Genomic DNA, 22862 nt, shown 5'->3' with positions numbered 1-22862 from the left:
CCCACAGGGTTCAGGTGGTGTTCAGAAGATCGGATTTACAAGGCAACACGCTCACGCAGCATCCACATTTCAAATGCCATGGCATTCAACGGCCGGCTGATCAAGTAACCCTGTGCGGTGTCGCACTTCCACTGTTTGAGCAGCTTCAGGCTGGGCTCGAACTCCACCCCTTCCGCCACCACCTTGAGCCCCAGGTTGTGGCTCATTTCGATGGTCGATCGCACGATCACGCCATCACCGCTGGTGCTGTCGAGGTTGCGGATGAAGGATTGGTCGATCTTCAACTCCTGCACCGGCAAACGCTGCAATTGCGCCAGCGACGAATAGCCCGTGCCGAAGTCATCCACCGACAGGCTGATGCCGCAGCCGCGCAGTTGCTCCAGTACGCTGAGGGCCTGTTGCGGGTTGTGCATGATCGCGCTTTCAGTGATTTCGAAAATCAAGTGCTCGGCCGATACGTTGTAGTGCATCAACAAGGCGGTGACGCGAATAGCCAGGTCATCATCCGCCAGGTCATCCACCGAAATATTCACCGACAGTTGCAGGTGCAAACCACGTTGCGCCCATTCGGCCATTTGGCGAATAGCCTCCTCGATCGCCCACAGGGTCAAGGCCCCCATGCTGCCGGTGCGCTCGGCCAGGGGAATGAATTCGGTGGGTGACACCTGGCCAAGGGTCGGATGCTGCCAGCGCAGCAGGGCTTCCGCCTGACGCACATGACCATCAACCAGATCGAGTTTGGGCTGATAACAGAGGAACAACTCGCCCTCGACCACTGCGCGGCGCAAGTCGCGAATCAGCGTGATCTGGCGCAGATGGGCCAGGTCGCGGTCCAGTTGGTAGACCTGCAAGTACCCGGGCAAGCTCGCCGCATCATGCCGGGCAATGGCCGCACGGCTGATCAGTTCTTCCACCTGCTGGCCGTCGGCGGGGTAAGCCGCGATGCCGATGCTCACTTCATGGCGCACTTCATCATTGCCGATACGCTGGGGTTCAGTGAGCAGCCCATAGAGGCGGTCGGCACGCGCCACGGCGCAGTCGATCTCAGTGTTTTCCAGCAACAGCAAAAATTCACTGCCGGCGATGCGCGCCGCGGTGTCGCTGGGCAGCAGGCTCATAGACAGGCACCGGCTGGCTTCGCGCAGCATTTCTTCGACGCCCTGTGGGCCGAAGCCTTCGTTGATCACCCGGTAGTTTTCAATCCCCAGGTACACCAACACCACCGGCCGCCGTGCACTGATAGCGCTGCCCAGGCGCTCCATGGCCAGGGCGCGATTGGGCAACCCAGTGAGCGGGTCATGCAGGGCGTTGTGGGCCAATTGGCGCTCGCGCACGGCGATTCCGCTTTGCATGGCGTTGAATGCACGGGCCAACACGCCGAACTCGTCGTGGCTGCGCACCTGCACCGGCGTGTGGTAGTCACCGGCACCAATCCGTTCCGCCGCTTGCACCAGGGCGTTGAGCGGGCGTGACACACGTCGCGCCAGGAACAACGCGCCCGCCAGCGACACGAGCAACACCGCCAGGGCGATCCCCATAAACTGCTGGTCCAGCGGCGCAAAGGATTCCAGCGCATGGTCCAGCGGGCTTTGCAGCAACACGCGCACCTCGTCGCCATCGCCGGTATTGGCCAGCGGCAGTACCTGGCTGAGCACCCGTTGCCCATAAAACAGATTGATCCGGGCTTCAGGGGTCAGGGGCGCCTCGTGCAGTGTATGGATGATCGCAGCCTGGTAGGCCTCAGGCTGGGTACTGAACAACTGGCCGACGCGGCCGTCCTGCACGCCGAGGAACGACAGCTCTAGGTTGCTCATGGAACGCAGTTCGTTGGCGAACAGCTTGTCCATGGGAAAGCCCATGACCACGCGGGCAATCGGCAGCGGGTCGAGCACTTCATCCTGCACCAGCAAATAGGGCTGGCCGTCCATGGCAACGATGAGCATTTGCAAGCCACTGCGTCGCGCATGACGCAATGCCTCGACATAAGGAAACGGTTGGCCGCCCGTCAGTTCAGGCAAGGTGCTGACGATCACCGTGCCATCCAGGCCCAACACAAACACTTCCGTTGAGTGGATGCCGGGGCCATGCCGACGCAGCGCAGCCCGAATCGATTCGGCCTTGCCTTCAATCACCGCTTGCTTGAACGGGCCATCGACGGTGAGCCAGTCCAGCCCGTATTGCAGGCGGCGCCCGCGCAGGTCCAGCAAGCGCTCGAACACCTGGATGCCGGCAGTGAGTTGCACTTGGGCCTGGTTTTCCACCGCACGGGTGGTGGCGACCTTGACCGCGAAGTAAGTAGCGGCCACGACCACCAGTAGCAATAGCGCCAACACCCCGGCAATGCGGGTCTGGAATGTGTGGCGCCACTGCATTGCCGTGCCCTCCGGCAGCATTCGCCTCTCTGTGCCACTGCGTTCATTTGTCATACGCATCCCTGGCGGCGGCTGGTTCGGCGTCAAAAAAATATCCATTTTTATTGAATATTTGGTTTAAGCAGATTAGCTGGGACTTGGGATAAGTACACCTAACAAACACTGGAACTGTTGCGTCACATTATTGACAGCCAGGCATTAGCTGAACTAAGCGCTGCGGGCGCGCATGAAGTCCCCCCACCGGCGCACCAGATAGTTATGCTCATCCATCACCGAGTTCCACACCGCGATGTGCCCCATGCGTTGCTCATACGAGCCGCCATCCCGTACTTCACCGATGTCGATCAACGGCAAGCCATCGCTGCCCGGTAACTCTTCGCGCGCGGGCTTGCCGGCGTACCAGTAATCCCACTCGGCACGGCTCAAATGATCGCGCGTGCGCGCGGGGTTGCCGATGTAGTAACCCTGGCGCGCCATTACCGCCCCTGGCCAGCCGGACAACCACCAATTCAGGTAGGCATACGCCGCATCCAGCACCGGCCCCTGGGCATGGCGCGACAACGACAAGCCACCAAACCAGGCGCGATAGCCTTCGCGAGGCACCGCCAACCGATACTTCACACCGGCCCGGTGCAGGCGCATCAAGGTCGGCGACCACAGGCTCTGGATATCGATACTCGGGCTGAGCATCAACTGCGCCGCCTCCTCATCGTCCGACCAGAATGCCGCAAAGTGCCCTTCCTTCTGCTTGCGCACCAGAATATCGGCCAGCACATCGATCTCCTCGATGCTCATATTGCCGACGTCCTTGAACTGCGCCAGCCCCGCGCCCTGCACCGCCAATGCGGCATCCAGCGCGCCGATGGCCGCGTCACTTTGCAGCGCGGTGCGCGCGCGCCAGGCCGGGTCGAGCAGCCAGCCCCAGCTTTCATTGCCGTGGCTGAAGCCTTCAGGCAAACGCTCGGGACGATAGGCAAAACTGTCAGCATTGTGGGTCAGCGGCAGCATGCTGATGCGCTCGGTCACGGAGCTGTCGAGGCTGCCGTCGTGCTGCACGAACAGGCGTTCACTGGGCACGCTGCCGCTGCCCAGGCGATCATTGGCCGACAGCCGACCGCGCTTGGGCAAGTCATTGATCTCGTGCCACAGCGCGATACGCCGCGTGTCGATCGGCTGGATCGCCCGCGCCGGCCACACAAAGTCAACGTTGTGAAACCATTGGTCGTACAGGTCGTAGCTCTCGGGCTGCATCACCGCGATGCGTTGGGCCTGTGCCACATCGTGCACCTGGTAGACCAGGCGAATGCCCAGTTCCTGTTCGGCGCGCACGCGCAGGCATTCGAGCAAGGTCACGGACGTACCGAGGACACGCAAGGTGATCATGCTGCGAACCGCCGCGAGAACACGTCAAAGGAGCGGCGTAGCAGCGCCGGGTCGAGGCCGCGCAGGATAAATACCAGCCGTGATTGGCGGTCGGTGCCTGGCCACGCAGGCAAGTGGACCGGGGCATGCAGGCAGTGCTGCACGCCATGAATGACGATGGGGGCCGAGCTTGCGTTCACGTTAAGCAGTCCTTTGACGCGAAGGATTCGTTCGCCGTGGCATCTTAGCAGCATCGACAACCAGACCCCGAAGCCGACCCAGTCCAGCGGCTGTTCGAAAGTCAGGCAGCACACTTGCGCGGCGCCGTGGGTCGCTGTGGTGGTTTGATGCAATTGCCAGCGGCTGACTTCAACGGCAGGCTCGGCGCTGCGCAAACCTTCGCCAAGCAGCAGTTGGTCGCCGCTGTGAATATCCTGGGTATTGAGGATCGGTGTGCCGGCATTCAGCGCCTGCAAATGCGTGCGCAGTGAATCACAGTCGCCGGCGAGGTCCGTCTTGCTGAGCAACAGCCGATCGGCCGCAGCAACCTGGGCCAGCCATTCCGGGTGCAGGCGCTCCTGAAGCTCGGCGTGGCTGGCGTCGACCAGGGTAATCACCAGGCCAATGTGAAAGCGTCCGCGCAGTTGCACATCGTTGTTCAAGGTGGCGAGGATCGGCGCCGGGTCGGCAAGGCCGGTGGTTTCCAGGATCACGCGTTTGAACGCCGGGATTTCACCGCGCTCACGACGTTGCAACAAGCCCACCAGCGCATCTTTCAACTCGCCACGAATCGAGCAGCACACGCAGCCGCTGGGCAGCAACACCGTGTCCGGTGCGACCTCCTCCACTAGCAGATGGTCAATGCCGACATCGCCGAACTCGTTGATCAACAGCGCCGTGTCGCCGAGGCTTTCGCCTTGTAACAGTCGCGTGAGCAACGTGGTTTTGCCACTGCCGAGGAAGCCGGTGATGACGTTGAGGGCAATGCTCATGACAACTCCAGGTGATCAAGCAAGCGTGGGTCAAGCGGGTCCAGCGGGCGGCCAAGCATGCTTTCTGCCGCCTGCCAGAGTGGGTCCAGACCACTCGCCAACGCTTGCTTGCCAGTGGCGCCCATCAGCAGGTAAGAAGCGCCCTGAAAGTCTTCGACCTTGAGCCGGAACACCGCCAGCACCTGATTGATCGCCGCGATGCGGCGCAGGCGTTCACGGCGTCTTGGCAGCTCATCGCCCAAAGGGTCGCTCCAGTGCAGGTCTTCACCGAGCAATCCACAAAGTCCGCACATGGCTACACCTCACTCATGGCATGACATCGCCGGAGTTCGGGCCCAGGGTCTGGCCGACGAACAGATTGCCGCCAGGCTCACTGGCCAGCAGCACGGCGGTGGGCGCGACTTCGTCGGCCAGGCCGAAGCGGCCCAAGGGCAACTCGGCGGCCTTGGCGCGTTTCCAGTCGTCGCTGATGCCGCCCACCAGCGGCGTTTCAATCGGGCCGGGCGCGATAGCGTTGACCAGCACATTGTCCTTGGCCACTTCCAGCGCCAGGGACTTGGTAAAGCCGATCACCCCGGCCTTGGCGGCGGCATAGTGGGTCAGTTCGGCACCGCCCTTGATACCCAGTTGCGAGGCGACATTGATGATGCGGCCCCAGCGCTGCGCAAGCATGTGCGGCAATGCGCGCTGGCTGGCGATGAACACGCTGGTGAGGTCGACGCGCAGCATGTCGTTCCACGTTTCGATGGACAGGTCGACGCAGCGCGCCTGGGTCAGCATGCCGGCGTTGTTGACCAGAATATCGATGCCGCCGAAGTGTTCGACGCAGCGGTCGACACTGGCCTGGGCACCTTCGACGGTGCCGACGTCAGCCAGGCATTCGAAGACCTCGGCGCCGAGGTTGCGGCAGGTAATGGCGGTTTCGGCGAGGCTGGCGGCGTTGCGGTCGGCCAACAGCAGCCGCGCGCCTTCGGCGGCGTAGGCACGGGCGATGGCGGCACCGATGCCACTGCCGGCGCCGGTAATCACGGCGCGTCGGTTGGTGAGTTGTGGCATACAAAAATCTCCTTAGGTCAATATAGATCCAATGTGGGAGCGGGCTTGCTCGCGAATGCGTCGTGTCAGTCGATGCATCTGTTACTGACCCACCGTCTTCGCGAGCAAGCCCGCTCCCACATTTTCAGACCCAGTCCAGTCAGTCGGGCCAGCGCACGGTCAAGCCGCCGTCGATAACGATGCTCTGCCCGGTCAAATAACTCGATGCCTCACTGGTCAAAAATTGCACCAATGACGCCACTTCATCTGCCCGCCCTACCCGACCCAACGGAATTGCCCGCGCGGCCTTGGCCAACCCTTCCGGCCCCAACGAATTCTTCGCGTCCAACGACTGCGGCGTCTCGATCAACCCGGGTATCACCGCGTTGCAACGAATCCCCAGCGGCGCCAACTCCACCGCCAGCGAACGGCACAACCCCGGCACGCCCGCCTTCGCCGCCGCGTAATGGCTGTGCTCCTGCCAACCATAAACGCCACCGGCAATCGACGAAATCGCCACCAGCGCACCGCCTTCTGTCATGTGCCGGCTCGCCGCACGGAAGGTGCGCATCACCCCCGTCAGGTCGACATTGAGCATCTCGTTCCACAACGCGTCGGTCATCTCCAGCAAGGGCGCGCGACGCAACAGACCGGCATTGGCCACCGCGTAATCCAGGCGCCCGAAATGCTGCACGGCTTGCTCGGCCAGGGCGTCTACCGAGGCGGTATCGCCCACGTCCAGCGCCAGCATCAGGCATTCGCCGCCAGCCTGTTGCACCAGCGCTACGGTGGTGTGCGGGTCATGCGGGTCGGCCGGGTAATACCCGCCCACCACCGCTACGCCGTTACGTGCATAGGCCACAGCCAGGGCTTGGCCGATGCCGCTGGCGGCACCGGTAATCAGGGCAACTTTACGGCTCATCTGAAACTCCTTACTGAACGGTTTCCGGACGCACATGGCGTGCGGCAAACATCAGGGCGCCGGACAAGAAGCACGGCAGCGCACCGAACCACAGCGCGGCAGTCTGCCAATCACTGCCGGCGGACAACACCTGGGTGGCGCCAAAGCCTGCGACGACCGCGCCAATCGGGCCCATGGCATGGATGATCGCGCCACCGGTGGCGCGGATGCTGGTGGGGAAACTTTCGCTGATGAAAAACAGCGCCGCCGAGTACGGCCCGATCAGAAAGAACAGGCCCAGGCTGTACAGCCCGACCACCGTCGGCATATTGCTTGGGCCAAACAGCATCCCGGCAAAGGCCAGGCCGCCGAGCATCCAACCCAGGCCGATCACGTTGCGACGGCCGATCTTGTCGCCCATCCAGCCGTGAGTCAGGTAGCCGCAGTAACCCACCAGGTTGGAGAGCACGAGGATGATCAGCGAGTTCTCGAACGAGACGTGGTGCACGCTGACGATCACCGATGTGCCGAGCACGCTGAACACCTGGATCGCCGCCCAGTTGAGCAACAGCGCAGCGCCGATTACCAGGGTTGCGCGGCGAGCCGGGCCACGGAACGCAGCTTTGAGGCCGGCTTTGCTGTGCTCGTCATAGTCCACGCCGTAGGTCACGGCGACGTTTTGCGCTTCGGTCACCGCGCCGCTTTTACGCAGCTCGCTGATGCGTTGGTGAATCTGGAACTGTGGGCTCTCCTTGAGCTTGCGCGCCATGATCGCAATCACGATGGCCGGGATCGCGGCAAAGATGAAGCAACCCTGCCAGCCGATGATCGGCAGCAACAGCGCGGTCAAACCAGCAGCGATCAACGCACCGACCGGCCAGCCGCCCTGCACCAGGCTGTAGATAAAGCCACGGCGCTTGGTCAGTCGCGGATCTTCCGAGGCGCCATACAGCTCGCTCAGATACGTGGCGTTGACGGTTTCCTCGGCATACCCCAAGCCACCCAACGAACGGATCAGAATCAGCGGCGACTTGCCCCACGCCCCGCCAATCGCGGTCAGTGCCGAGCACAGCGCAGAACCGGCCACGGTGAAAATAATGCCTTTGCGCCGCCCCAACTTATCGACGACGGGGCCAATGGCAAAGGCGACCACCGCCGTGCCCACCGCCACCCAGGTCGCGATTTCAGCTTGCTCCACTTCACCCCAGCCAAAGTGCCGGCCGATCTCCGGCAGCAAGGTGCCGAACAGGATGAAGTCATACACCGCAAACACCCAGGCGAAAAACGCGATCCAGGTGGCGAAGCGCACTTCCCGGGACGTCAATTGCCGGGGTTTCCAGCCAGTCAGGTCAAGCTTGTTGTAGATGGACATAAATCGCGCCTCGAGGGTGGGTGGCCGCTTCAGTAGGGGTCAGGAACGGGGTTGACGGCGGATAAAGTCGTCGGCGATTTCGTCGAACGTGACGAAGCGCACGCCGGCATGGCTCTGGATGTGTTCGATCAAGCGCTCGAGCATCAACAGCACTTGCGGGCGACCGGACACGTCGGGGTGGATGGTCATGGTGAACACGGCATGTTCGTGTTCGCGGTAGACCCAGTCGAACTGGTCGCGCCACATTTCTTCGAGATGGCGCGGGTTGACGAAGCCGTGGCTGTTGGGGGCTTTTTTGATGAACATCATCGGCGGCAGGTCGTCGAGGTACCAGTTGGCCGGGATCTCCACCAGGTCGGTTTCTTCGCCGCGCACCAAAGGTTTCATCCAGGTGTCGGGGTGCTGGCTGTAGTCGATCTTGGTCCAGCTGTCGCCCTTGCGCACGTAGTAGGGGTGGAAGTCGTTGTGCATCAGGCTGTGGTCGTACTTGATGCCTTTTTTCAGCAGCAGTTCGTTGGTGACCTTGCTGAATTCCCACCACGGGGCGACGTAGCCGGTGGGGCGTTTGCCGGTGACCTGGGTGATCAGTTCGATGGACTTATCGAGGACGATTTCTTCCTGCTCGGCGGTCATCGCAATCGGGTTTTCGTGGCTGTAGCCATGCACGCCGATTTCGTGACCGGCGTCAGCCACCGCCTTCATCTGCTCCGGGAAGGTTTCCATCGAGTGGCCGGGGATAAACCAGGTGGTGCGCAAACCGTAACGTTCGAACAGTTTCAGTAAACGCGGCGCACCGATTTCGCCGGCGAACAGGCCGCGGGAAATGTCGTCCGGCGAGTCTTCACCGCCGTAGGAACCGAGCCAGCCGGCGACGGCATCAACGTCGACGCCAAATGCACAGAGAATGTCTTTAGCCATGGTATGTCTCCTTAAATAGTCAGTACGGATTCGACGGACAACGCAGCGCGCAGCAGGCGTGCGTCTTCCCCCATCGGGGCGCTGAGCAGCAGCCCGGTGGGCAGGCCCAGGGCATCACGGCCGCTGGGCAAGGTAACGCCGGGCATGTCCAGCAAACTGCCGGGCATGGTCAGGCGCAGGGTGGCGAGGTTGGTGCGCACGAACAGCTCGTCGTCGGCCTCAAGCGGTGCCAACGCCGGCGCGACGTGGGCAACGGTCGGGGTTATCAGGAGGGCGCCGTCGAGGTCGTCGATCAGCTGTTGTTGCAGGTGCCGGCGCGCATCGATCAGGTGGATTAATTGGCTGGCCGGCAATGAACGTGCGGCTTCTAAGCGACGGCGCACACGTGGGTCGAGTTGTTCGGCGTCGCGGCTGTCGAGCAGGGTTTGATGCAGGGCGAAGGCTTCGAAGGCGCCGAGCCAGCCGTGGTGCTTGATCAGGTCCAGGGCGGCCTGAAAAGTCGCTGACGGGCGCACCTCGATCAGTGCACCGGCGGCCCTCAATTGGTCCACCGCGCGCAGCAGGTTATTGCGCACAGCAGGTTCAACGTCTTCCAGCGCGCCTTGCTCAAGCACGAAGCGCTGGCCCTTGAGGCTGCGGGCGATATGGGTTTGCCTGCGGCCGTTGAGCAGGTCGTCGATCGCCAGTGCATCGCGCACGCTGCGGGTCAGTGGGCCGAGGCTGTCGAGGGTGTGCGCCAATGGAAATACGCCGTCGCGGCTGTAGCGTCGGCTGCTGCTGCGGTAACCCACCACACCATTGAGTGCCGCGGGAATGCGGATCGAGCCTGCGGTGTCGGTGCCCATGGCGATCGGCACGATCCCGGCGGCCACGGCGACGGCTGAACCCGATGATGAACCGCCTGGGATGCGCGGTTGATCGCTGCCGTTCGGGTTGTAGGGCGTGCCGAAATGCGGGTTCAAGCCCAAGCCCGAATACGCCAGCTCGCTGAGGTTGGTCTTGCCCACGCTGACCATCCCGGCGCGGCACAACAGCCCCACGCTCGGCGCGTCGAGCAAAGCGGCCGGCGCCGCGCGACGATAGGCGGCGCCGGCCGTAGTAATGCTTCCGGCGACGTCGAACAGGTCTTTCCAGGCCAGCGGTACACCGTCGAACACACTCAAAGGCTGGCCGTCACGCCAGCGCGCAGCGGACGCTTCGGCCTCGCGCCGGGCACGCTCGGCAGTCAGTGAGATAAACACCGTGGGGGCCATGCTCGCGTGCAGGAGTACCTGTTCGAGCGCCTGCACCGGGTCGCTGCGACCGCTGGCGAAAGCCTCGGCCATGGAAGTGGCGTCTGACATCAGGATGAACCTCACAAAACGTACATATTAATAAAATGTACGTTTTATAAAGGCACCTTTCGTGCCAGTCTGCTATCACTGCCGTTTGTGCGATTTAGCTTAATCGCCAAGAGGTACGGGATAGATAGAGTTGTAGTCAGCCAAAATAGTCAGCAAAAGCGTCTGAACAGGTCGCGATTGAAATAATGTATCTTTTATTAATAAGTACATTCTGGTGCAGAAAAGTAACATTTCTATCCGCAAGGCCCCAAAAAAGTGCCACCGACGTGGCGCGGAGTGACAGGCGCAACTATGAGAGAATCCCCGGCCACCGTCCTACACGCCAAAGAGAACGCGATGAAAGCAGTGTCCGCCTCGGCCTCCCGTTACGCGATGATTCACCAGGTATTGCGTGATGCGATCGTCAACGGCACCGCCCGCCACGGGCTGGTCTTGCTCGAAGCGCCGCTGGCCGAACTGTTCGGCACCAGCCGCGTCCCGGTACGCAAGGCGCTCGACCTGCTGCATGCCGAAGGTTTGATCTGCCGCTTCAACGGTCGCGGTTACCTGATCAACCCCGAAGGCCTGGAAATGGAGCCGCTGCGCCTGCCCCTGAGCCATGCGCACCTGGGCCTCAATGGCGACGATGAACTGGTGGATACGCGGCCGCTGGGCGAGCGGATCGTCGAGGAAATTGGTGCGGCGCTGTCCACGTGTATCGCTTTCGGCCATTACCGCCTGGATGAACAGGCCGCCGCCGACCACTATGGCGTCAGCCGCGCGGTGGTGCGTGAAGCGCTGATGCGCCTGCGCGATCGCGGCCTGGTGGAAAAAGAACCCTACTCGCAGTGGCTCGCCGGGCCGCTGACCGCACGGGAAGTCACCGAAGACTACGAACTGCGCGCCTGCCTGGAACCCGAAGCCCTGCGCCAGAGCGCACCGAACCTCGACCGCGAGATGCTCGAAGCCATGCTGCAGCGCGTGGTGGACGCCCAGCAAAGCCCGCAATGCAGCCTGCACGCCATCGAGCAGATCGAAGATGACTTGCACCAGCGCTGCCTGGCCGGCCTGCAAAACCGCAAGATCGCCGCACTGATCCGCCAGGGCCAGAGCCCGATGATCATCAGCCGGATTTTCTACCGTTTGCTGGGGATCGGCGCCGATCCAGCCATGCTCGCCGAACATCGCTTGATTCTGGAGCTGTTGCTGCATGGAGCATTTGATGCCGCTGCGCTGAATTTGCGCGAGCATTTGCAGCGGGCACGACAGCGCATGTTGCAGCGCCTGAAGGTTCTGTCGGTATTACCGGAACAGCCCCTGCCCACCTATCTGCACAAAATCAGCTGAGCGCGCGCGGTTAAGCAGGTGGGTCTGCCAGCCCACTCATCAGTGGCTGATGCACCGCCATCGCAGGCAAGCCAGCTCTCACAGGGTCAAGCGGCGTTTCGAAAATATTATGCAATATGTTGCTATCTCACCCCCGCCATTGAAACCACCGCTGCCCCGCCCCATCTAACCTGCATACTTCCTTATGCAGGTGCCCCATGAGCGACCAGCAAGAATTCCCCGATATCGACCTCAACGACTACGCCGATCCCGAAAACGCTGAACACGAAACCTCTTCCAACACCGGCCTGGCCCTGCCGGGGCAAAACCTGCCGGACAAGGTCTACATCATCCCGATCCACAATCGCCCGTTCTTCCCGGCGCAAGTGTTGCCGGTGATCGTCAATGAAGAGCCGTGGGCCGAAACCCTGGAACTGGTGAGCAAATCCGACCACCACTCCCTCGCCCTGTTTTTCATGGAGACGCCGCCGGAAGACCCGCGCCACTTCGACACCTCGGCCCTGCCGCTGTACGGCACGCTGGTGAAGGTGCACCACGCCAGCCGCGAGAACGGCAAGCTGCAATTCGTCGCCCAGGGCCTGACCCGCGTGCGAATCAAAACCTGGCTCAAGCACCACCGCCCACCGTACCTGGTGGAAGTCGAATACCCGCACCAGCCCACCCAGCCGACCGACGAGGTCAAGGCCTACGGCATGGCGCTGATCAATGCGATCAAGGAACTGCTGCCGCTCAACCCGCTGTACAGCGAAGAGTTGAAGAACTACCTCAACCGCTTCAGCCCCAACGACCCGTCGCCGCTCACCGACTTCGCCGCCGCGTTGACTTCGGCCACCGGTAACGAGTTGCAGGAAGTGCTGGACTGCGTGCCGATGCTCAAGCGCATGGAAAAAGTGCTGCCGATGCTGCGCAAGGAAGTCGAAGTGGCGCGCCTGCAGAAGGAAATCTCCGCCGAGGTGAACCGCAAGATCGGTGAGCACCAGCGCGAATTCTTCCTCAAGGAACAACTCAAGGTCATCCAGCAAGAGCTGGGCCTGACCAAGGATGACCGCAGCGCGGACGTCGAGCAGTTCGAGCAACGCCTGGTGGGCAAAGTGCTGCCGACCCAGGCGCAAAAGCGCAGCAGCGAAGAGATGAACAAACTGTCGATCCTGGAAACGGGCTCGCCGGAATACGCCGTCACGCGCAATTACCTGGATTGGGCGACGTCAGTGCCATGGGGCGTGTATGGCGAGGACAAACTCGACCTCAAACACGCGCGCAAGGTGCTGGATAAACACCACGCGGGCCTGGATGACATCAAAAGTCGCATCCTCGAATTCCTCGCGGTCGGTGCTTACAAAGGCGAAGTCGCCGGTTCCATCGTGCTGCTGGTCGGCCCACCGGGTGTGGGCAAGACCAGCGTGGGTAAATCCATCGCTGAATCCCTGGGCAGGCCGTTCTATCGGTTCAGCGTCGGCGGCATGCGCGACGAAGCCGAGATCAAGGGTCATCGCCGCACCTACATCGGCGCCATGCCAGGCAAGCTGGTGCAGGCGCTCAAGGATGTAGAGGTGATGAACCCGGTGATCATGCTCGACGAGATCGACAAGATGGGCCAGAGCTACCAGGGCGACCCGGCTTCGGCGCTCCTGGAAACCCTGGACCCGGAGCAGAACGTTGAATTCCTCGACCACTACCTGGACCTGCGCCTGGACCTGTCCAAAGTGCTGTTCGTGTGTACCGCCAACACCCTGGACTCGATCCCGGGTCCGTTGCTGGACCGTATGGAAGTGATTCGCCTGTCGGGCTACATCACCGAAGAAAAAGTCGCCATCGCCAAGCGCCACCTGTGGCCAAAGCAGCTGGAAAAAGCCGGCGTGTCGAAAAACACCCTGACCATCAGCGACGGCGCCTTGCGCGCGTTGATCGACGGGTATGCACGGGAAGCCGGGGTACGCCAGCTGGAGAAACAGCTGGGCAAACTGGTGCGCAAGGCGGTGGTCAAGCTGCTGGATGAGCCGGACGCGGTGATCAAGATCGGTAACAAGGACCTGGAAAGCTCACTGGGCATGCCGGTGTTCCGCAACGAGCAAGTGCTGTCCGGCACCGGCGTGATTACCGGCCTGGCCTGGACCAGCATGGGCGGCGCGACCTTACCGATCGAGGCGACGCGTATCCACACACTCAATCGTGGCTTCAAGCTCACCGGGCAGTTGGGTGAAGTAATGAAGGAGTCCGCCGAGATTGCCTACAGCTACATCAGCGCCAATCTGAAGTCGTTTGGCGGCGATCCGAAGTTCTTCGACGAAGCCTTCGTGCACTTGCACGTGCCGGAAGGTGCCACGCCCAAAGACGGCCCGAGCGCCGGCGTGACCATGGCCAGTGCGCTGCTGTCGCTGGCGCGTAACCAACCGCCGAAAAAAGGCGTGGCCATGACCGGCGAGCTGACGCTGACCGGGCATGTACTGCCGATTGGCGGGGTGCGTGAGAAGGTGATTGCGGCGCGCCGCCAGAAGATTCACGAGTTGATCTTGCCGGAGCCGAATCGCGGCAGCTTTGAGGAGTTGCCGGAGTATCTAAAGGAAGGCATGACGGTGCACTTTGCCAAGCGCTTTGCGGATGTGGCGAAGGTGTTGTTCTGATAGATCTCTAGCGCCTGAGCCGGCCTCTTCGCGAGCAAGCCCGCTCCCACACTTGACCGAGTACATCCTTTGGAACACGGTCAACATGTGGGAGCGGGCTTGCTCGCGAAAGGGCCAGCCCATTCGCCACAAAATCCCCGCTTGTCACACCTTGTCTCATCTTCGGTTATGCTCGCCCTTCGTCGCCAAACAACGGAGCCTCCATGACCGCTGCCCGCCTGCTTCTCCCCTTGAGCCTTGCCCTGCTGGGCGCCTGCGCCAGTGCCCCCAAGCAAAACGTCACAGTGGACAACCAGAGCGCCTGCCCGCTCCAGCTTAAAACCGGGCAAAACCTGATCCTCACCTTGCCGAGCAACCCTACCACCGGCTACCGCTGGGCCATCCAGGATTCCGCCGGCGGTGTGCTGCGCGCCTTGAGCCCGGAGGTCTACAGCAGCACGGAATCCGGCGTGATCGGCGGCGGCGGCCATTCCACCTGGCGCTTCCAGGCCTTCGCGGCCGGCCAGGGCCGTTTGCGCCTGACCTCCCAGCAACCATGGGAGCCGGAAGCCGAGCCTGCCGAAACCTTCGACTGCGCCATCACGGTGAACTGATATGCCATGGCTGATTCTTGCGTTGATGGGCGCCGGTACCTTTATCTACGGGCTGACCACCCATGCGGCGTTGCTGTGCCTGCTGGTCAAACCCCTGCCGGTACTCGCGCTGCTGGGTTGGCTGCATGATGCGCCGCCCACCGACTATCGTCGCTGGATCAGCCTGGGGCTGATTTTTTCCCTGGTGGGCGATGTCTTGCTGGCCTGGCCGGGTGACCTGTTTATCTTCGGCCTCGGTGCCTTCCTGTTCGCACACCTGGCGTATTTGAAAGCCTATTTCAGCGATTGCCGTCGCCTGGCGGTGTTGCCCTTGGTGTTGGCGCTGGGCGTGGGCGCGATCCTGCTGGGCATCCTGATTTCCCATGGCCTTGGCGACTTGCTGATTCCAGTCGTGGTGTATGCCTTGGTGATCAGCGCCATGCTCTGGCGGGCGCTGGCGCGGCTGGGCAGTGGCGTGCCAAAACGTTCGGCGCTGCTGGCGGCAGCGGGCGCGGTGTCGTTCGTGTTTTCCGACACGCTGATCGGCATCAATCGGTTTGTGCTGGCGTTCGAAGCGGCACCGTATTTGCTGATCATCACGTATTGGCTGGGCCAGTGGGGCATCACCGCTTCTGCTTTCCATCAGACAACCCGCGCACACGAGGGCCAACTTGGCTAAAATGCCGGCCTTTCCCCCCTCGTCGCCGGACCAACCGTGAGCAAAGAACCCGATCGCCTATTCGCCCAGCCCCTGCCCCAGGTGCCGGACTTCGCCTTTAACGAGGACGTGGTACGGGTGTTCCCGGACATGATCAAGCGTTCGGTGCCGGGTTACCCGACCATCGTCGAGAACCTCGGCGTGCTCGCGGCGCAATTTGCCCAACCCAACAGTGTGCTCTACGACCTGGGCTCGTCGCTCGGAGCGGTGACCCAAGCCTTGCGCCGCCATGTGCGCACCGACGGCTGCCGGGTCATCGCAGTGGATAACTCGGCGGCGATGGTCGAGCGCTGCCGCGAATACCTCAATGGCCAGGACTCGATGTTCCAGGAGTTGCTGCCGGTCGAGGTGGTCGAGGGCGATATCCTCGCGCTGCAGTTCCAGCCGGCCTCGGTGGTGGCGCTGAACTTCACCCTGCAATTTATTGCCCCCGATGAACGCCTGGCCTTGCTCGGTCGTATCCGCCAGTCGCTACTGCCAGGCGGAGCGTTGATCCTCTCGGAAAAGCTGCGCTTCAATGACCCTGAAGAACACACGCTGCTCACCGACCTGCACATCGCGTTCAAACGCGCCAACGGCTACAGCGAACTGGAAATTGCCCAGAAGCGCAGCGCCATCGAAAACGTCATGAAGCCCGACAGCCTCGAAGAACACCGTGAACGCCTGCTGGCGGCCGGGTTCTCGAAAGTCGTGCCGTGGTTCCAGTGTCTTAACTTTGCCTCGTTGATTGCCTTGCCATGATTGATCTGTCCCCTCTCGCCCGCCATTTGGTCGGCACTCCCCTGGCCGTGTGGGCCCAGGGCCTGCAAGCGCAACTCGATAGCAAAATGGAAAAGGGTCATGGCGACCTCGAACGCTGGCAGAGTGCGTTGGATGCGCTGCCGCAGATCCAGCCCAGCCAAGTCGATTTGCTCAATGGCCTGACCCTTGATACCGATTGCGACGACGCCACTCGCGCGCAAATGCACACCGCGCTGATGGGCCTGAGCCCGTGGCGCAAAGGCCCGTTCAACCTGTTCGGCGTGCATGTGGACACCGAATGGCGTTCGGACTGGAAGTGGTCGCGGGTTGCACCGCACCTGGATTTGAAGGGCAAGCGCATCCTCGATGTGGGCTGCGGCAACGGCTACTACATGTGGCGCATGCTCGGCGCGGGTGCCGACAGTGTGATAGGCGTCGACCCCAACTGGCTGTTTTTCTGCCAGTTCCAGGCGGTGCAGCGCTACCTGAACGAGCCAAAGGCCTGGCACTTGCCGTTCCCGTTTGAAGACCTGCCGTCGAACCTGGAAGGCTTCGACACGGTGTTTTCCATGGGCGTGTTCTACCATCGTCGTTCGCCCATTGAGCACTTGCTGGCGCTCAAGGACACCTTGGTCAAAGGCGGCGAGTTGGTCCTGGAAACCTTGGTAGTCGAAGGCGATCAGCAGCAGGTGCTGGTGCCGGAAGACCGTTATGCGCAGATGCGCAACGTGTGGTTCCTGCCGTCGGTGCCGGCGCTGATGCTGTGGCTGCGGCGGGCGGGTTTCAGTGATGTGCGCTGTGTGGACGTGAGCGTGACCACGGTCGAGGAGCAGCGTGGGACTGAATGGATGAAGTTTCAGTCGCTGAGTGATTTCCTCGACCCGGATGATCACAGCAAGACCATTGAAGGGCTCCCGGCGCCGATGCGCGCGGTGATTATCGCCAGGAAGTAAGCATTGGTCTGTCTGACTCAATGGAGATCAAAAATGTGGGAGCGGGCTTGCTCGCGAATACGGTGTATCAGTCATATATGTGTCGACTGACCCACCGTATTCGCGAGCAAGCCCGCTCCCACATTGGATTCTTGGTGTTCTTTAGAGTGGGGGTTTTGCTCTGCGGGCCTTAAAGAACTCACTCAACACCGTCCCGCACTCCTCAGCCAACACCCCGCCTTCAAACAACACCCGATGGTTGAGAAACCCCTGGGTAAAAAACTGGCCCTGGCTTTGCACGATGCCGGCCTTGGGCTCCAGCGCGCCGTACACCACTCGCGCGATGCGTGAATGTACGATCAGGCCCGCGCACATGCTGCACGGCTCCAGGGTCACATACAGCGTACTGCCCACCAGCCGATAGTTGCTGATCGCTTGCGCAGCGGCGCGAATGGCGACCATCTCGGCGTGGGCGCTGGGGTCGTTGCCGCTGATCGGGCAGTTGAAGCCTCGGCCGATGATTTCACCGTCCTGCACCAGCACGGCACCCACCGGCACTTCGCCAAGTGCCGCGCCTTGGGCCGCGAGGGCCAGGGCTTCGCGCATAAAGTCCTGGTCGCGGCTGCGGTCGATAATCGCGGCGGGGCGAATCTGGCGCATCACGCCACCTCGATGGCGGCCATCAGGCCGGTTTCCATGTGGTCGATCACGTGGCAATGGAACATCCACACCCCCGGATTATCGGCCACCAACGCCACACGGGCACGTTCGTTCTTGCCCAGCAGGTAGGTGTCGGTGAAGTACGGAATCACCTTGTGGCGGTTCGACGCGATCACTTTGAAGCTCATGCCGTGCAGGTGGATCGGGTGTTGGTATTGGGTCATGTTCTTCAATTCGAAAATGTAGCTCTTGCCCTTCTCCAGTTTGGCAATCGGGCGGTCGGCGCAGGTCTTGTCGGTGATGTCCCAGGCCTTGCCGTTGATCTGCCACAGGCTTGGCGGCTTGCCGTCATCCACCGACACCGTGCCGACCCATTCGAAATTGAAGTTGAGTTTCTCGGCGTTGGCCAGGTCCGGCTCGGCAATCGGGTTGGCGGGCAACGCCGGTGGCCATTCGGTGGGCGCGTCGGTATTGGCCACCGAGCGAAAGGTGCCCAGACGCACGGGGCCGTTACGGATCGACAACTCCTCACCCGCAGGCGGTGCCTTGATCGCCAGGCAGATGCGCATGCCCGGGCCCAGCCAATATTCCTTGCCCAATGGGCGTGGTTCGATAGGGTTGCCGTCCAGCGCGTAGATCTGTGCTTCGACATCAGGAATGTTGAGGCGGTAGGTCAGGGTGTTGTCGAGGTTGAGCAACCGCACGCGGGTGATCTGCCCCGCCGGCAAATCAATCACCGCCTGGGACACGCCATTGATCGTCGACAGCCGCCCGGCCGTGCCGCCACGTGCCGCCTCGCGAGGCACGCTGAAGGCGACGAAAGCGCCCTCTTCGTCCACATGCCAGCTTTTCAGGCTCAGGGTGCGTTCGTGCTTGAAACCGGTGGGTTCGCGCTCTTCGATGATCAGCGGGCCAACCAGGCCACGGCCGAGCTCTTCGCTGCTGTTCACATGGGGGTGGTACCAGTAGCTGCCGGCGTCCGGGACGCGGAATTTGTAGTCGAAGTATTCGCCAGGCAACACCGGCAACTGCGAGACGTAAGGCACGCCGTCCATTTCCAGCGGCAGGCGGATGCCATGCCAGTGGATGGTGGTGGCAACCGGCAGGTGGTTGATAAAGCGCACCCGCAGCCATTCGCCCTGGCGCACGCGCAACTCGGTGCCTGGCGCGGAGGGGCCGAATGCCCAGGCCTGGGTTGTGTGCCCTGGCACCAGTTCCACGTCCAGCGGCGCCGCGATCAGCTCGTAATCGTGCCCCGCTTCAGCCTCGGCAACTTTCCCCAGCCAGTAGCGATAGGCACCACCGGCACCGACGCCCACTACGGCCAGGCCTGCAAGGCCACCCAGGATTTGTCGACGGGAAAAGGATCGGGACACAACAACCTCACGTATCTGCCGCAGGCCAGAGGCCCGCAAAGGGCAGATACGATACACCTGACCCGGCTAAACAGTAAGGCTTCGCATTGCCGCACTGCGAAAACACAGGGGTATAAAGATGAGAATGGGCCAATGTGGGAGCGGGCTTGCTCGCGAATGCGGTGTGCCAGTCAGCACATGTATTGGCTGACCCACCGTATTCGCGAGCAAGCCCGCTCCCACACAAGCCCGCACACACAGGAAATATCCTGTGTCTGATCAGTGCTTGGCAGCCGCCAGAATCAGGGCTTTCATCTCGGCGACCGCGCCTTTGAAACCGACGAACAGTGCATGGGCTACCAGTGCGTGGCCGATGTTCAGTTCGTTGATGCCCTTGATCGCGGCCACCGCTTCCACGTTGTGGTAGTGCAGGCCATGGCCCGCATTGACGATCAGACCTTCATTCAGGCCGCACTTTACGCCCTCGATGATGCGCTGCAGCTCGTCAGCGACTTCGGTCGGCGTGGTGGCATCGGCGTAACGGCCGGTGTGCAGTTCGATGGCCGGCGCGCCGACACGACGCGAGGCTTCGATCTGGCGCTCGTCGGCGTCGATGAACAGCGACACTTCGCTGCCGATCTTCGACAGGCGTTCCACCGCGGCCTTGATCCGCGCTTCCTGGCCGGCCACATCGAGGCCGCCTTCGGTGGTCAGTTCCTGGCGGGTTTCCGGTACCAGGCAGATATGCGCCGGGCGAATGCGCTCGGCGAACGCCATCATTTCTTCGGTCACGCCCATCTCGAAGTTCATGCGGGTTTGCAGCACGTCCTTGAGCAGCAACACGTCGCGCTCCTGGATGTGGCGGCGGTCTTCGCGCAGGTGCACGGTGATGCCGTCGGCGCCCGCTTCTTCGGCGTCCAGCGCAGCCTTGACCGGGTCAGGGTAACGGGTGCCCCGGGCCTGGCGCAGGGTAGCGACGTGGTCGATGTTGACGCCAAGAAGAATGCGATTGCTGGTGGTCACGGAAGCGCTCCTGAAAAGGGAAAGAAACGGTGCACAGCATACACGGGGATGTCAGGGCTTTCGAAACAACTCGCGACTGACCAGCGGCCGTCCACCCAAATGCACGGCCAGCGCCTGGCGCATCAAACGCTTGGCGGCGGACAAGGCACCTGGCGCGGTCCAGTCAGCTTCGCTCATGGCCAACAGCTCGGTGCCCTGGAACAGGCCCGGTTGCAGCAGGTAGACGCGTTCAAGGCCGGCATCGACTTGCAGGCGGTACATGCCGTCGGCGGCGATGGGGTCGCCGTGCAGGTCGTTGCTCAGTTCAAAGCCGTAGCCGAGGTCGTCAAGCAGGCGCCATTCGAAGGCGCGCAGCAGCGGTTCCAGGGGGCGGCCTTCGGCCAGGGCTATCAGGGTGGCGGCGTAGTGATCGAAGACCGCCGGGTGCGGGTCTTCGGCGGGCAGCAGGCGGATCAGCAGCTCGTTGAGGTAGAGGCCACTGAACAGCGCCTCGCCATTGAGCCAGGCGGAGTTGCCGACGCTTTCCAACCGGCCAACGTTTTTCAACTCGCCCTTGCCACGAAACTCCACGTCCAGGGCCACGAACGGCCGAGCCAGCGTACCCGTCTTGCCCCGTGCGCTGCGCAATACCGCGCGCAGGCGACCTTGGGGCGTGATGAAGTCCACCAGGGCGCTGGTCTCGCGGTAGGCGCGGCTATGCAGGACGTAGGCGGGTTGGCTGGGGGGTGGGGATTGGGACATGGGTTCTCACTGCTGGAATGCATTTTTGAAAACTACACAAACCTAATGTGGGAGGGGGCTTGCCCCCGATGGCAGTGTGTCAGTCACTTATTTATTAACTGACCCACCGCTATCGGGGGCAAGCCCCCTCCCACATTTTTTGCCCTGCGGTGTCCTTACAGGTCGCCGTAGCCCAACGAACGCAACGCGCGCTCATCATCAGACCAACCACCTTTAACCTTCACCCACAGGTTAAGCATGATCTTGGAATCGAACAGCAATTCCATGTCCTTGCGCGCTTCGGTGCCGATGCGCTTGATGCGCTCGCCCTTGTCGCCAATGATGATTTTTTTCTGGCCGTCACGTTCGACGAGGATCAGCGCGTGGATATGCAGGGTTTTGCCCTGCTGCTTGAACTCTTCGATTTCAACGGTGATCTGGTACGGCAGCTCTGCGCCCATCTGGCGCATGATTTTCTCGCGTACCAGTTCGGCGGCGAGGAAACGGCTGCTGCGGTCGGTGATCTGGTCTTCCGGGAAGAAGTGCTCGTTCTCCGGCAGGTGCTCGGCGATCACACGTTCCAGGGCGTCGAGGTTGTGGCCGTGCTGGGCCGAGATCGGCATGATCTGGGCGTTCGGCAGTTGTTCCTGCAGCCAACTCAGGTGCGGCATCAGCTCGGCTTTGTCCTCGATACGGTCGGTCTTGTTCAGCGCGACGATCAAGGGACCGGTGACGTACTGCACACGCTCCAGAACCATCTGGTCTTCGTCGGTCCACTTGGTGCGGTCGACCACGAATATCACCACGTCGACGTCTTTCAACGCCGCCGAAGCGGTCTTGTTCATGTAACGGTTGAGGGCCTTTTCGCCGCCTTTGTGCATGCCCGGGGTGTCGACATACACCGCTTGCACGGTGCCTTCGGTCTTGATGCCCAGCATGTTGTGGCGGGTGGTCTGCGGCTTGCGCGAGGTGATCGCCAGCTTTTGGCCCAGGATGTGGTTCAGCAGCGTGGACTTGCCCACGTTCGGGCGGCCGACGATGGCAACATAGCCACAGCGTGTTGCGGTTGAATCAGTCATGGCCATTCTCCACGCCCAGGGCAATCAGTGCTGCAGCGGCCGCTACCTGTTCGGCAATACGACGGCTCACACCCTGACCTCGGCTTTTTTCATTCAATAAGGTGATCTCACATTCCACGAAAAATACGCGGCAATGCGGCTCACCCTGGATATCCACCACTTCGTAGCGTGGCAGTTCGCAACCGCGCGACTGCAGGTATTCCTGCAGGCGGGTCTTGGGATCTTTATTGGTGTCGACCAGCGTCAGGCTTTCGATCTCCGAAGCCAGCCAGGCAACCACGCGCTCCTTGGCCGTCTCCATACCCGCATCGAGGTAGATCGCACCGATCAACGCTTCAAGGGCATCGGCCAGGATCGACTCGCGACGGAAGCCACCGCTTTTCAGCTCACCCGACCCCAGGCGCAGGTACTCGCCCAGGCCGAAACCACGGGCCAGCACGGCCAGGGTCTCGCCTTTCACCAGACGCGCGCGCAGGCGTGACAGCTGACCTTCGCGCGCTTGAGGGAAACGCTCGAATAGCGCCTCACCGGCGGCAAAGTTAAGGATGGCATCACCGAGAAACTCCAGGCGTTCGTTATTACGCCCGGCAAAACTGCGGTGTGTGAGGGCAAGGACCATCAATTCCTGGTCCTTGAAGGTGTAGCCGAGCTGACGCTCGAGACGGCTTAGAGAAACGCTCACGGTTTACCCATATCTGTTTGGTGGCACCGGCGGCCATCGACGATTGACGCAGTGTTCAAATTTAAATCCCGATTGGTGTCGCATGGGGCCGGGCCATGAATTGTCCCAACCCCAGAAAAGCATTCGGCGCTGTGTTCA

The 22862-nt window shown here is 61.9% G+C and carries 21 protein-coding genes; 6 read left to right on the top strand and 15 right to left on the bottom strand.

What is annotated here, in order from left to right; genetic code table 11:
* Nucleotides 1-35: 35 nt before the first annotated feature.
* From ACLBW8_RS25140 to ACLBW8_RS25100, 9 genes are all read right to left on the bottom strand, one after another.
* Nucleotides 36-2372 (bottom strand): putative bifunctional diguanylate cyclase/phosphodiesterase, encoded by a 2337-nt coding sequence (locus tag ACLBW8_RS25140; protein WP_447806563.1) that lies wholly within the window; start codon nt 2370-2372, stop codon nt 36-38.
* A 207-nt stretch (nt 2373-2579) separates the two neighbouring features.
* Nucleotides 2580-3755 carry an ABC transporter substrate-binding protein gene (locus tag ACLBW8_RS25135; protein WP_447806562.1) on the bottom strand — a complete coding sequence of 392 codons (1176 nt, stop codon included), beginning with the start codon at nt 3753-3755 and terminating at the stop codon, nt 2580-2582.
* Nucleotides 3752-4726: a CobW family GTP-binding protein gene (locus ACLBW8_RS25130; protein ID WP_447806561.1), complete on the bottom strand. Its 975-nt coding sequence runs from the start codon at nt 4724-4726 to the stop codon at nt 3752-3754. Before ACLBW8_RS25130 ends, ACLBW8_RS25135 begins: the two co-directional genes overlap by 4 nt.
* The gene (locus ACLBW8_RS25125) at nt 4723-5019 is read right to left on the bottom strand and encodes a hypothetical protein (RefSeq protein ID WP_221294028.1); all 297 of its coding nucleotides are present in this window, start codon (nt 5017-5019) and stop codon (nt 4723-4725) included. Before ACLBW8_RS25125 ends, ACLBW8_RS25130 begins: the two co-directional genes overlap by 4 nt.
* Before the next feature lie 13 nt (nt 5020-5032).
* Nucleotides 5033-5782: an SDR family NAD(P)-dependent oxidoreductase gene (locus ACLBW8_RS25120; RefSeq protein WP_447806560.1), complete on the bottom strand. Its 750-nt coding sequence runs from the start codon at nt 5780-5782 to the stop codon at nt 5033-5035.
* Nucleotides 5783-5921: 139 nt separating this feature from the next.
* A complete protein-coding gene (locus ACLBW8_RS25115; RefSeq protein WP_064450874.1) occupies nt 5922-6683 on the bottom strand; it encodes an SDR family NAD(P)-dependent oxidoreductase in 762 nt (253 codons plus the stop codon).
* Between the two features lie 10 nt (nt 6684-6693).
* Nucleotides 6694-8034 (bottom strand): MFS transporter, encoded by a 1341-nt coding sequence (locus tag ACLBW8_RS25110; RefSeq protein ID WP_064450873.1) that lies wholly within the window; start codon nt 8032-8034, stop codon nt 6694-6696.
* A 39-nt stretch (nt 8035-8073) separates the two neighbouring features.
* On the bottom strand, nt 8074-8952 hold the full coding sequence (locus tag ACLBW8_RS25105) for a polysaccharide deacetylase family protein (RefSeq protein WP_053254585.1): 879 nt from the start codon (nt 8950-8952) through the stop codon (nt 8074-8076).
* An 11-nt stretch (nt 8953-8963) separates the two neighbouring features.
* On the bottom strand, nt 8964-10295 hold the full coding sequence (locus ACLBW8_RS25100) for an amidase (protein ID WP_064450872.1): 1332 nt from the start codon (nt 10293-10295) through the stop codon (nt 8964-8966).
* A gap of 336 nt (nt 10296-10631) precedes the next feature.
* On the opposite strand from ACLBW8_RS25100, the gene ACLBW8_RS25095 reads away from it, so the two are divergent.
* The 6 genes from ACLBW8_RS25095 (at nt 10632) to cmoB (ending at nt 17226) form a co-directional block, all read left to right on the top strand.
* Nucleotides 10632-11621, top strand: a complete 990-nt coding sequence (locus ACLBW8_RS25095; RefSeq protein ID WP_447806559.1) for a GntR family transcriptional regulator — start codon at nt 10632-10634, stop codon at nt 11619-11621.
* 197 nt (nt 11622-11818) lie between these two features.
* On the top strand, nt 11819-14242 hold the full coding sequence (gene lon / locus ACLBW8_RS25090) for an endopeptidase La (protein WP_447806558.1): 2424 nt from the start codon (nt 11819-11821) through the stop codon (nt 14240-14242).
* Between the two features lie 203 nt (nt 14243-14445).
* A complete protein-coding gene (locus ACLBW8_RS25085; RefSeq protein ID WP_064450869.1) occupies nt 14446-14835 on the top strand; it encodes a protease inhibitor I42 family protein in 390 nt (129 codons plus the stop codon).
* A gap of 1 nt (nt 14836) precedes the next feature.
* Complete coding sequence (locus ACLBW8_RS25080) at nt 14837-15493, top strand: lysoplasmalogenase (protein ID WP_262667098.1); 657 nt, start codon at nt 14837-14839, stop codon at nt 15491-15493.
* Nucleotides 15494-15529: 36 nt separating this feature from the next.
* The gene (cmoA, locus tag ACLBW8_RS25075) at nt 15530-16273 is read left to right on the top strand and encodes a carboxy-S-adenosyl-L-methionine synthase CmoA (RefSeq protein WP_064450867.1); all 744 of its coding nucleotides are present in this window, start codon (nt 15530-15532) and stop codon (nt 16271-16273) included.
* A complete protein-coding gene (gene cmoB / locus ACLBW8_RS25070) occupies nt 16270-17226 on the top strand; it encodes a tRNA 5-methoxyuridine(34)/uridine 5-oxyacetic acid(34) synthase CmoB (protein WP_128587117.1) in 957 nt (318 codons plus the stop codon). The genes cmoA and cmoB overlap by 4 nt, the downstream gene beginning before the upstream one ends.
* Nucleotides 17227-17367: 141 nt before the next feature.
* Here cmoB and tadA read toward each other — a convergent pair whose 3' ends face one another.
* From tadA to rnc, 6 genes are all read right to left on the bottom strand, one after another.
* Entirely contained in the window at nt 17368-17865 is a 498-nt protein-coding gene (tadA, locus tag ACLBW8_RS25065; RefSeq protein WP_159954423.1) for a tRNA adenosine(34) deaminase TadA, read from the bottom strand.
* A complete protein-coding gene (locus ACLBW8_RS25060; RefSeq protein WP_156526251.1) occupies nt 17865-19241 on the bottom strand; it encodes a multicopper oxidase family protein in 1377 nt (458 codons plus the stop codon). The genes tadA and ACLBW8_RS25060 overlap by 1 nt, the downstream gene beginning before the upstream one ends.
* A gap of 258 nt (nt 19242-19499) precedes the next feature.
* Nucleotides 19500-20243 (bottom strand): pyridoxine 5'-phosphate synthase, encoded by a 744-nt coding sequence (gene pdxJ, locus ACLBW8_RS25055; protein ID WP_064450863.1) that lies wholly within the window; start codon nt 20241-20243, stop codon nt 19500-19502.
* A 51-nt stretch (nt 20244-20294) separates the two neighbouring features.
* Nucleotides 20295-20984, bottom strand: coding sequence for a DNA repair protein RecO (gene recO / locus ACLBW8_RS25050; RefSeq protein ID WP_064450862.1), 690 nt, complete (start codon nt 20982-20984; stop codon nt 20295-20297).
* Between the two features lie 155 nt (nt 20985-21139).
* Complete coding sequence (era, locus tag ACLBW8_RS25045) at nt 21140-22042, bottom strand: GTPase Era (protein ID WP_034102340.1); 903 nt, start codon at nt 22040-22042, stop codon at nt 21140-21142.
* The gene (rnc, locus tag ACLBW8_RS25040; RefSeq protein ID WP_017136295.1) at nt 22035-22724 is read right to left on the bottom strand and encodes a ribonuclease III; all 690 of its coding nucleotides are present in this window, start codon (nt 22722-22724) and stop codon (nt 22035-22037) included. The genes era and rnc overlap by 8 nt, the downstream gene beginning before the upstream one ends.
* Nucleotides 22725-22862 lie beyond the last annotated feature (138 nt).

The sequence above is a fragment of the Pseudomonas sp. M5A4_2d genome (genome assembly GCF_053345295.1).
The sequence above is the reverse complement of the archived record's forward strand: the minus strand, read 5'-3'. Positions and strand labels throughout refer to the sequence as shown.

Excerpts from the sequence above, each read along its gene's own strand:
- ACLBW8_RS25140 (WP_447806563.1), bottom strand. The coding sequence starts at position 2,372 with ATGCAGTGGCGCCACACATTCCAGACCCGCATTGCCGGGGTGTTGGCG.
- ACLBW8_RS25135 (WP_447806562.1), bottom strand. The coding sequence starts at position 3,755 with ATGATCACCTTGCGTGTCCTCGGTACGTCCGTGACCTTGCTCGAATGC.
- ACLBW8_RS25130 (WP_447806561.1), bottom strand. The coding sequence starts at position 4,726 with ATGAGCATTGCCCTCAACGTCATCACCGGCTTCCTCGGCAGTGGCAAA.
- ACLBW8_RS25125 (WP_221294028.1), bottom strand. The coding sequence starts at position 5,019 with ATGTGCGGACTTTGTGGATTGCTCGGTGAAGACCTGCACTGGAGCGAC.
- ACLBW8_RS25120 (WP_447806560.1), bottom strand. The coding sequence starts at position 5,782 with ATGCCACAACTCACCAACCGACGCGCCGTGATTACCGGCGCCGGCAGT.
- ACLBW8_RS25115 (WP_064450874.1), bottom strand. The coding sequence starts at position 6,683 with ATGAGCCGTAAAGTTGCCCTGATTACCGGTGCCGCCAGCGGCATCGGC.
- ACLBW8_RS25110 (WP_064450873.1), bottom strand. The coding sequence starts at position 8,034 with ATGTCCATCTACAACAAGCTTGACCTGACTGGCTGGAAACCCCGGCAA.
- ACLBW8_RS25105 (WP_053254585.1), bottom strand. The coding sequence starts at position 8,952 with ATGGCTAAAGACATTCTCTGTGCATTTGGCGTCGACGTTGATGCCGTC.
- ACLBW8_RS25100 (WP_064450872.1), bottom strand. The coding sequence starts at position 10,295 with ATGTCAGACGCCACTTCCATGGCCGAGGCTTTCGCCAGCGGTCGCAGC.
- ACLBW8_RS25095 (WP_447806559.1), top strand. The coding sequence starts at position 10,632 with ATGAAAGCAGTGTCCGCCTCGGCCTCCCGTTACGCGATGATTCACCAG.
- lon (WP_447806558.1), top strand. The coding sequence starts at position 11,819 with ATGAGCGACCAGCAAGAATTCCCCGATATCGACCTCAACGACTACGCC.
- ACLBW8_RS25085 (WP_064450869.1), top strand. The coding sequence starts at position 14,446 with ATGACCGCTGCCCGCCTGCTTCTCCCCTTGAGCCTTGCCCTGCTGGGC.
- ACLBW8_RS25080 (WP_262667098.1), top strand. The coding sequence starts at position 14,837 with ATGCCATGGCTGATTCTTGCGTTGATGGGCGCCGGTACCTTTATCTAC.
- cmoB (WP_128587117.1), top strand. The coding sequence starts at position 16,270 with ATGATTGATCTGTCCCCTCTCGCCCGCCATTTGGTCGGCACTCCCCTG.
- tadA (WP_159954423.1), bottom strand. The coding sequence starts at position 17,865 with ATGCGCCAGATTCGCCCCGCCGCGATTATCGACCGCAGCCGCGACCAG.
- recO (WP_064450862.1), bottom strand. The coding sequence starts at position 20,984 with ATGTCCCAATCCCCACCCCCCAGCCAACCCGCCTACGTCCTGCATAGC.
- era (WP_034102340.1), bottom strand. The coding sequence starts at position 22,042 with ATGACTGATTCAACCGCAACACGCTGTGGCTATGTTGCCATCGTCGGC.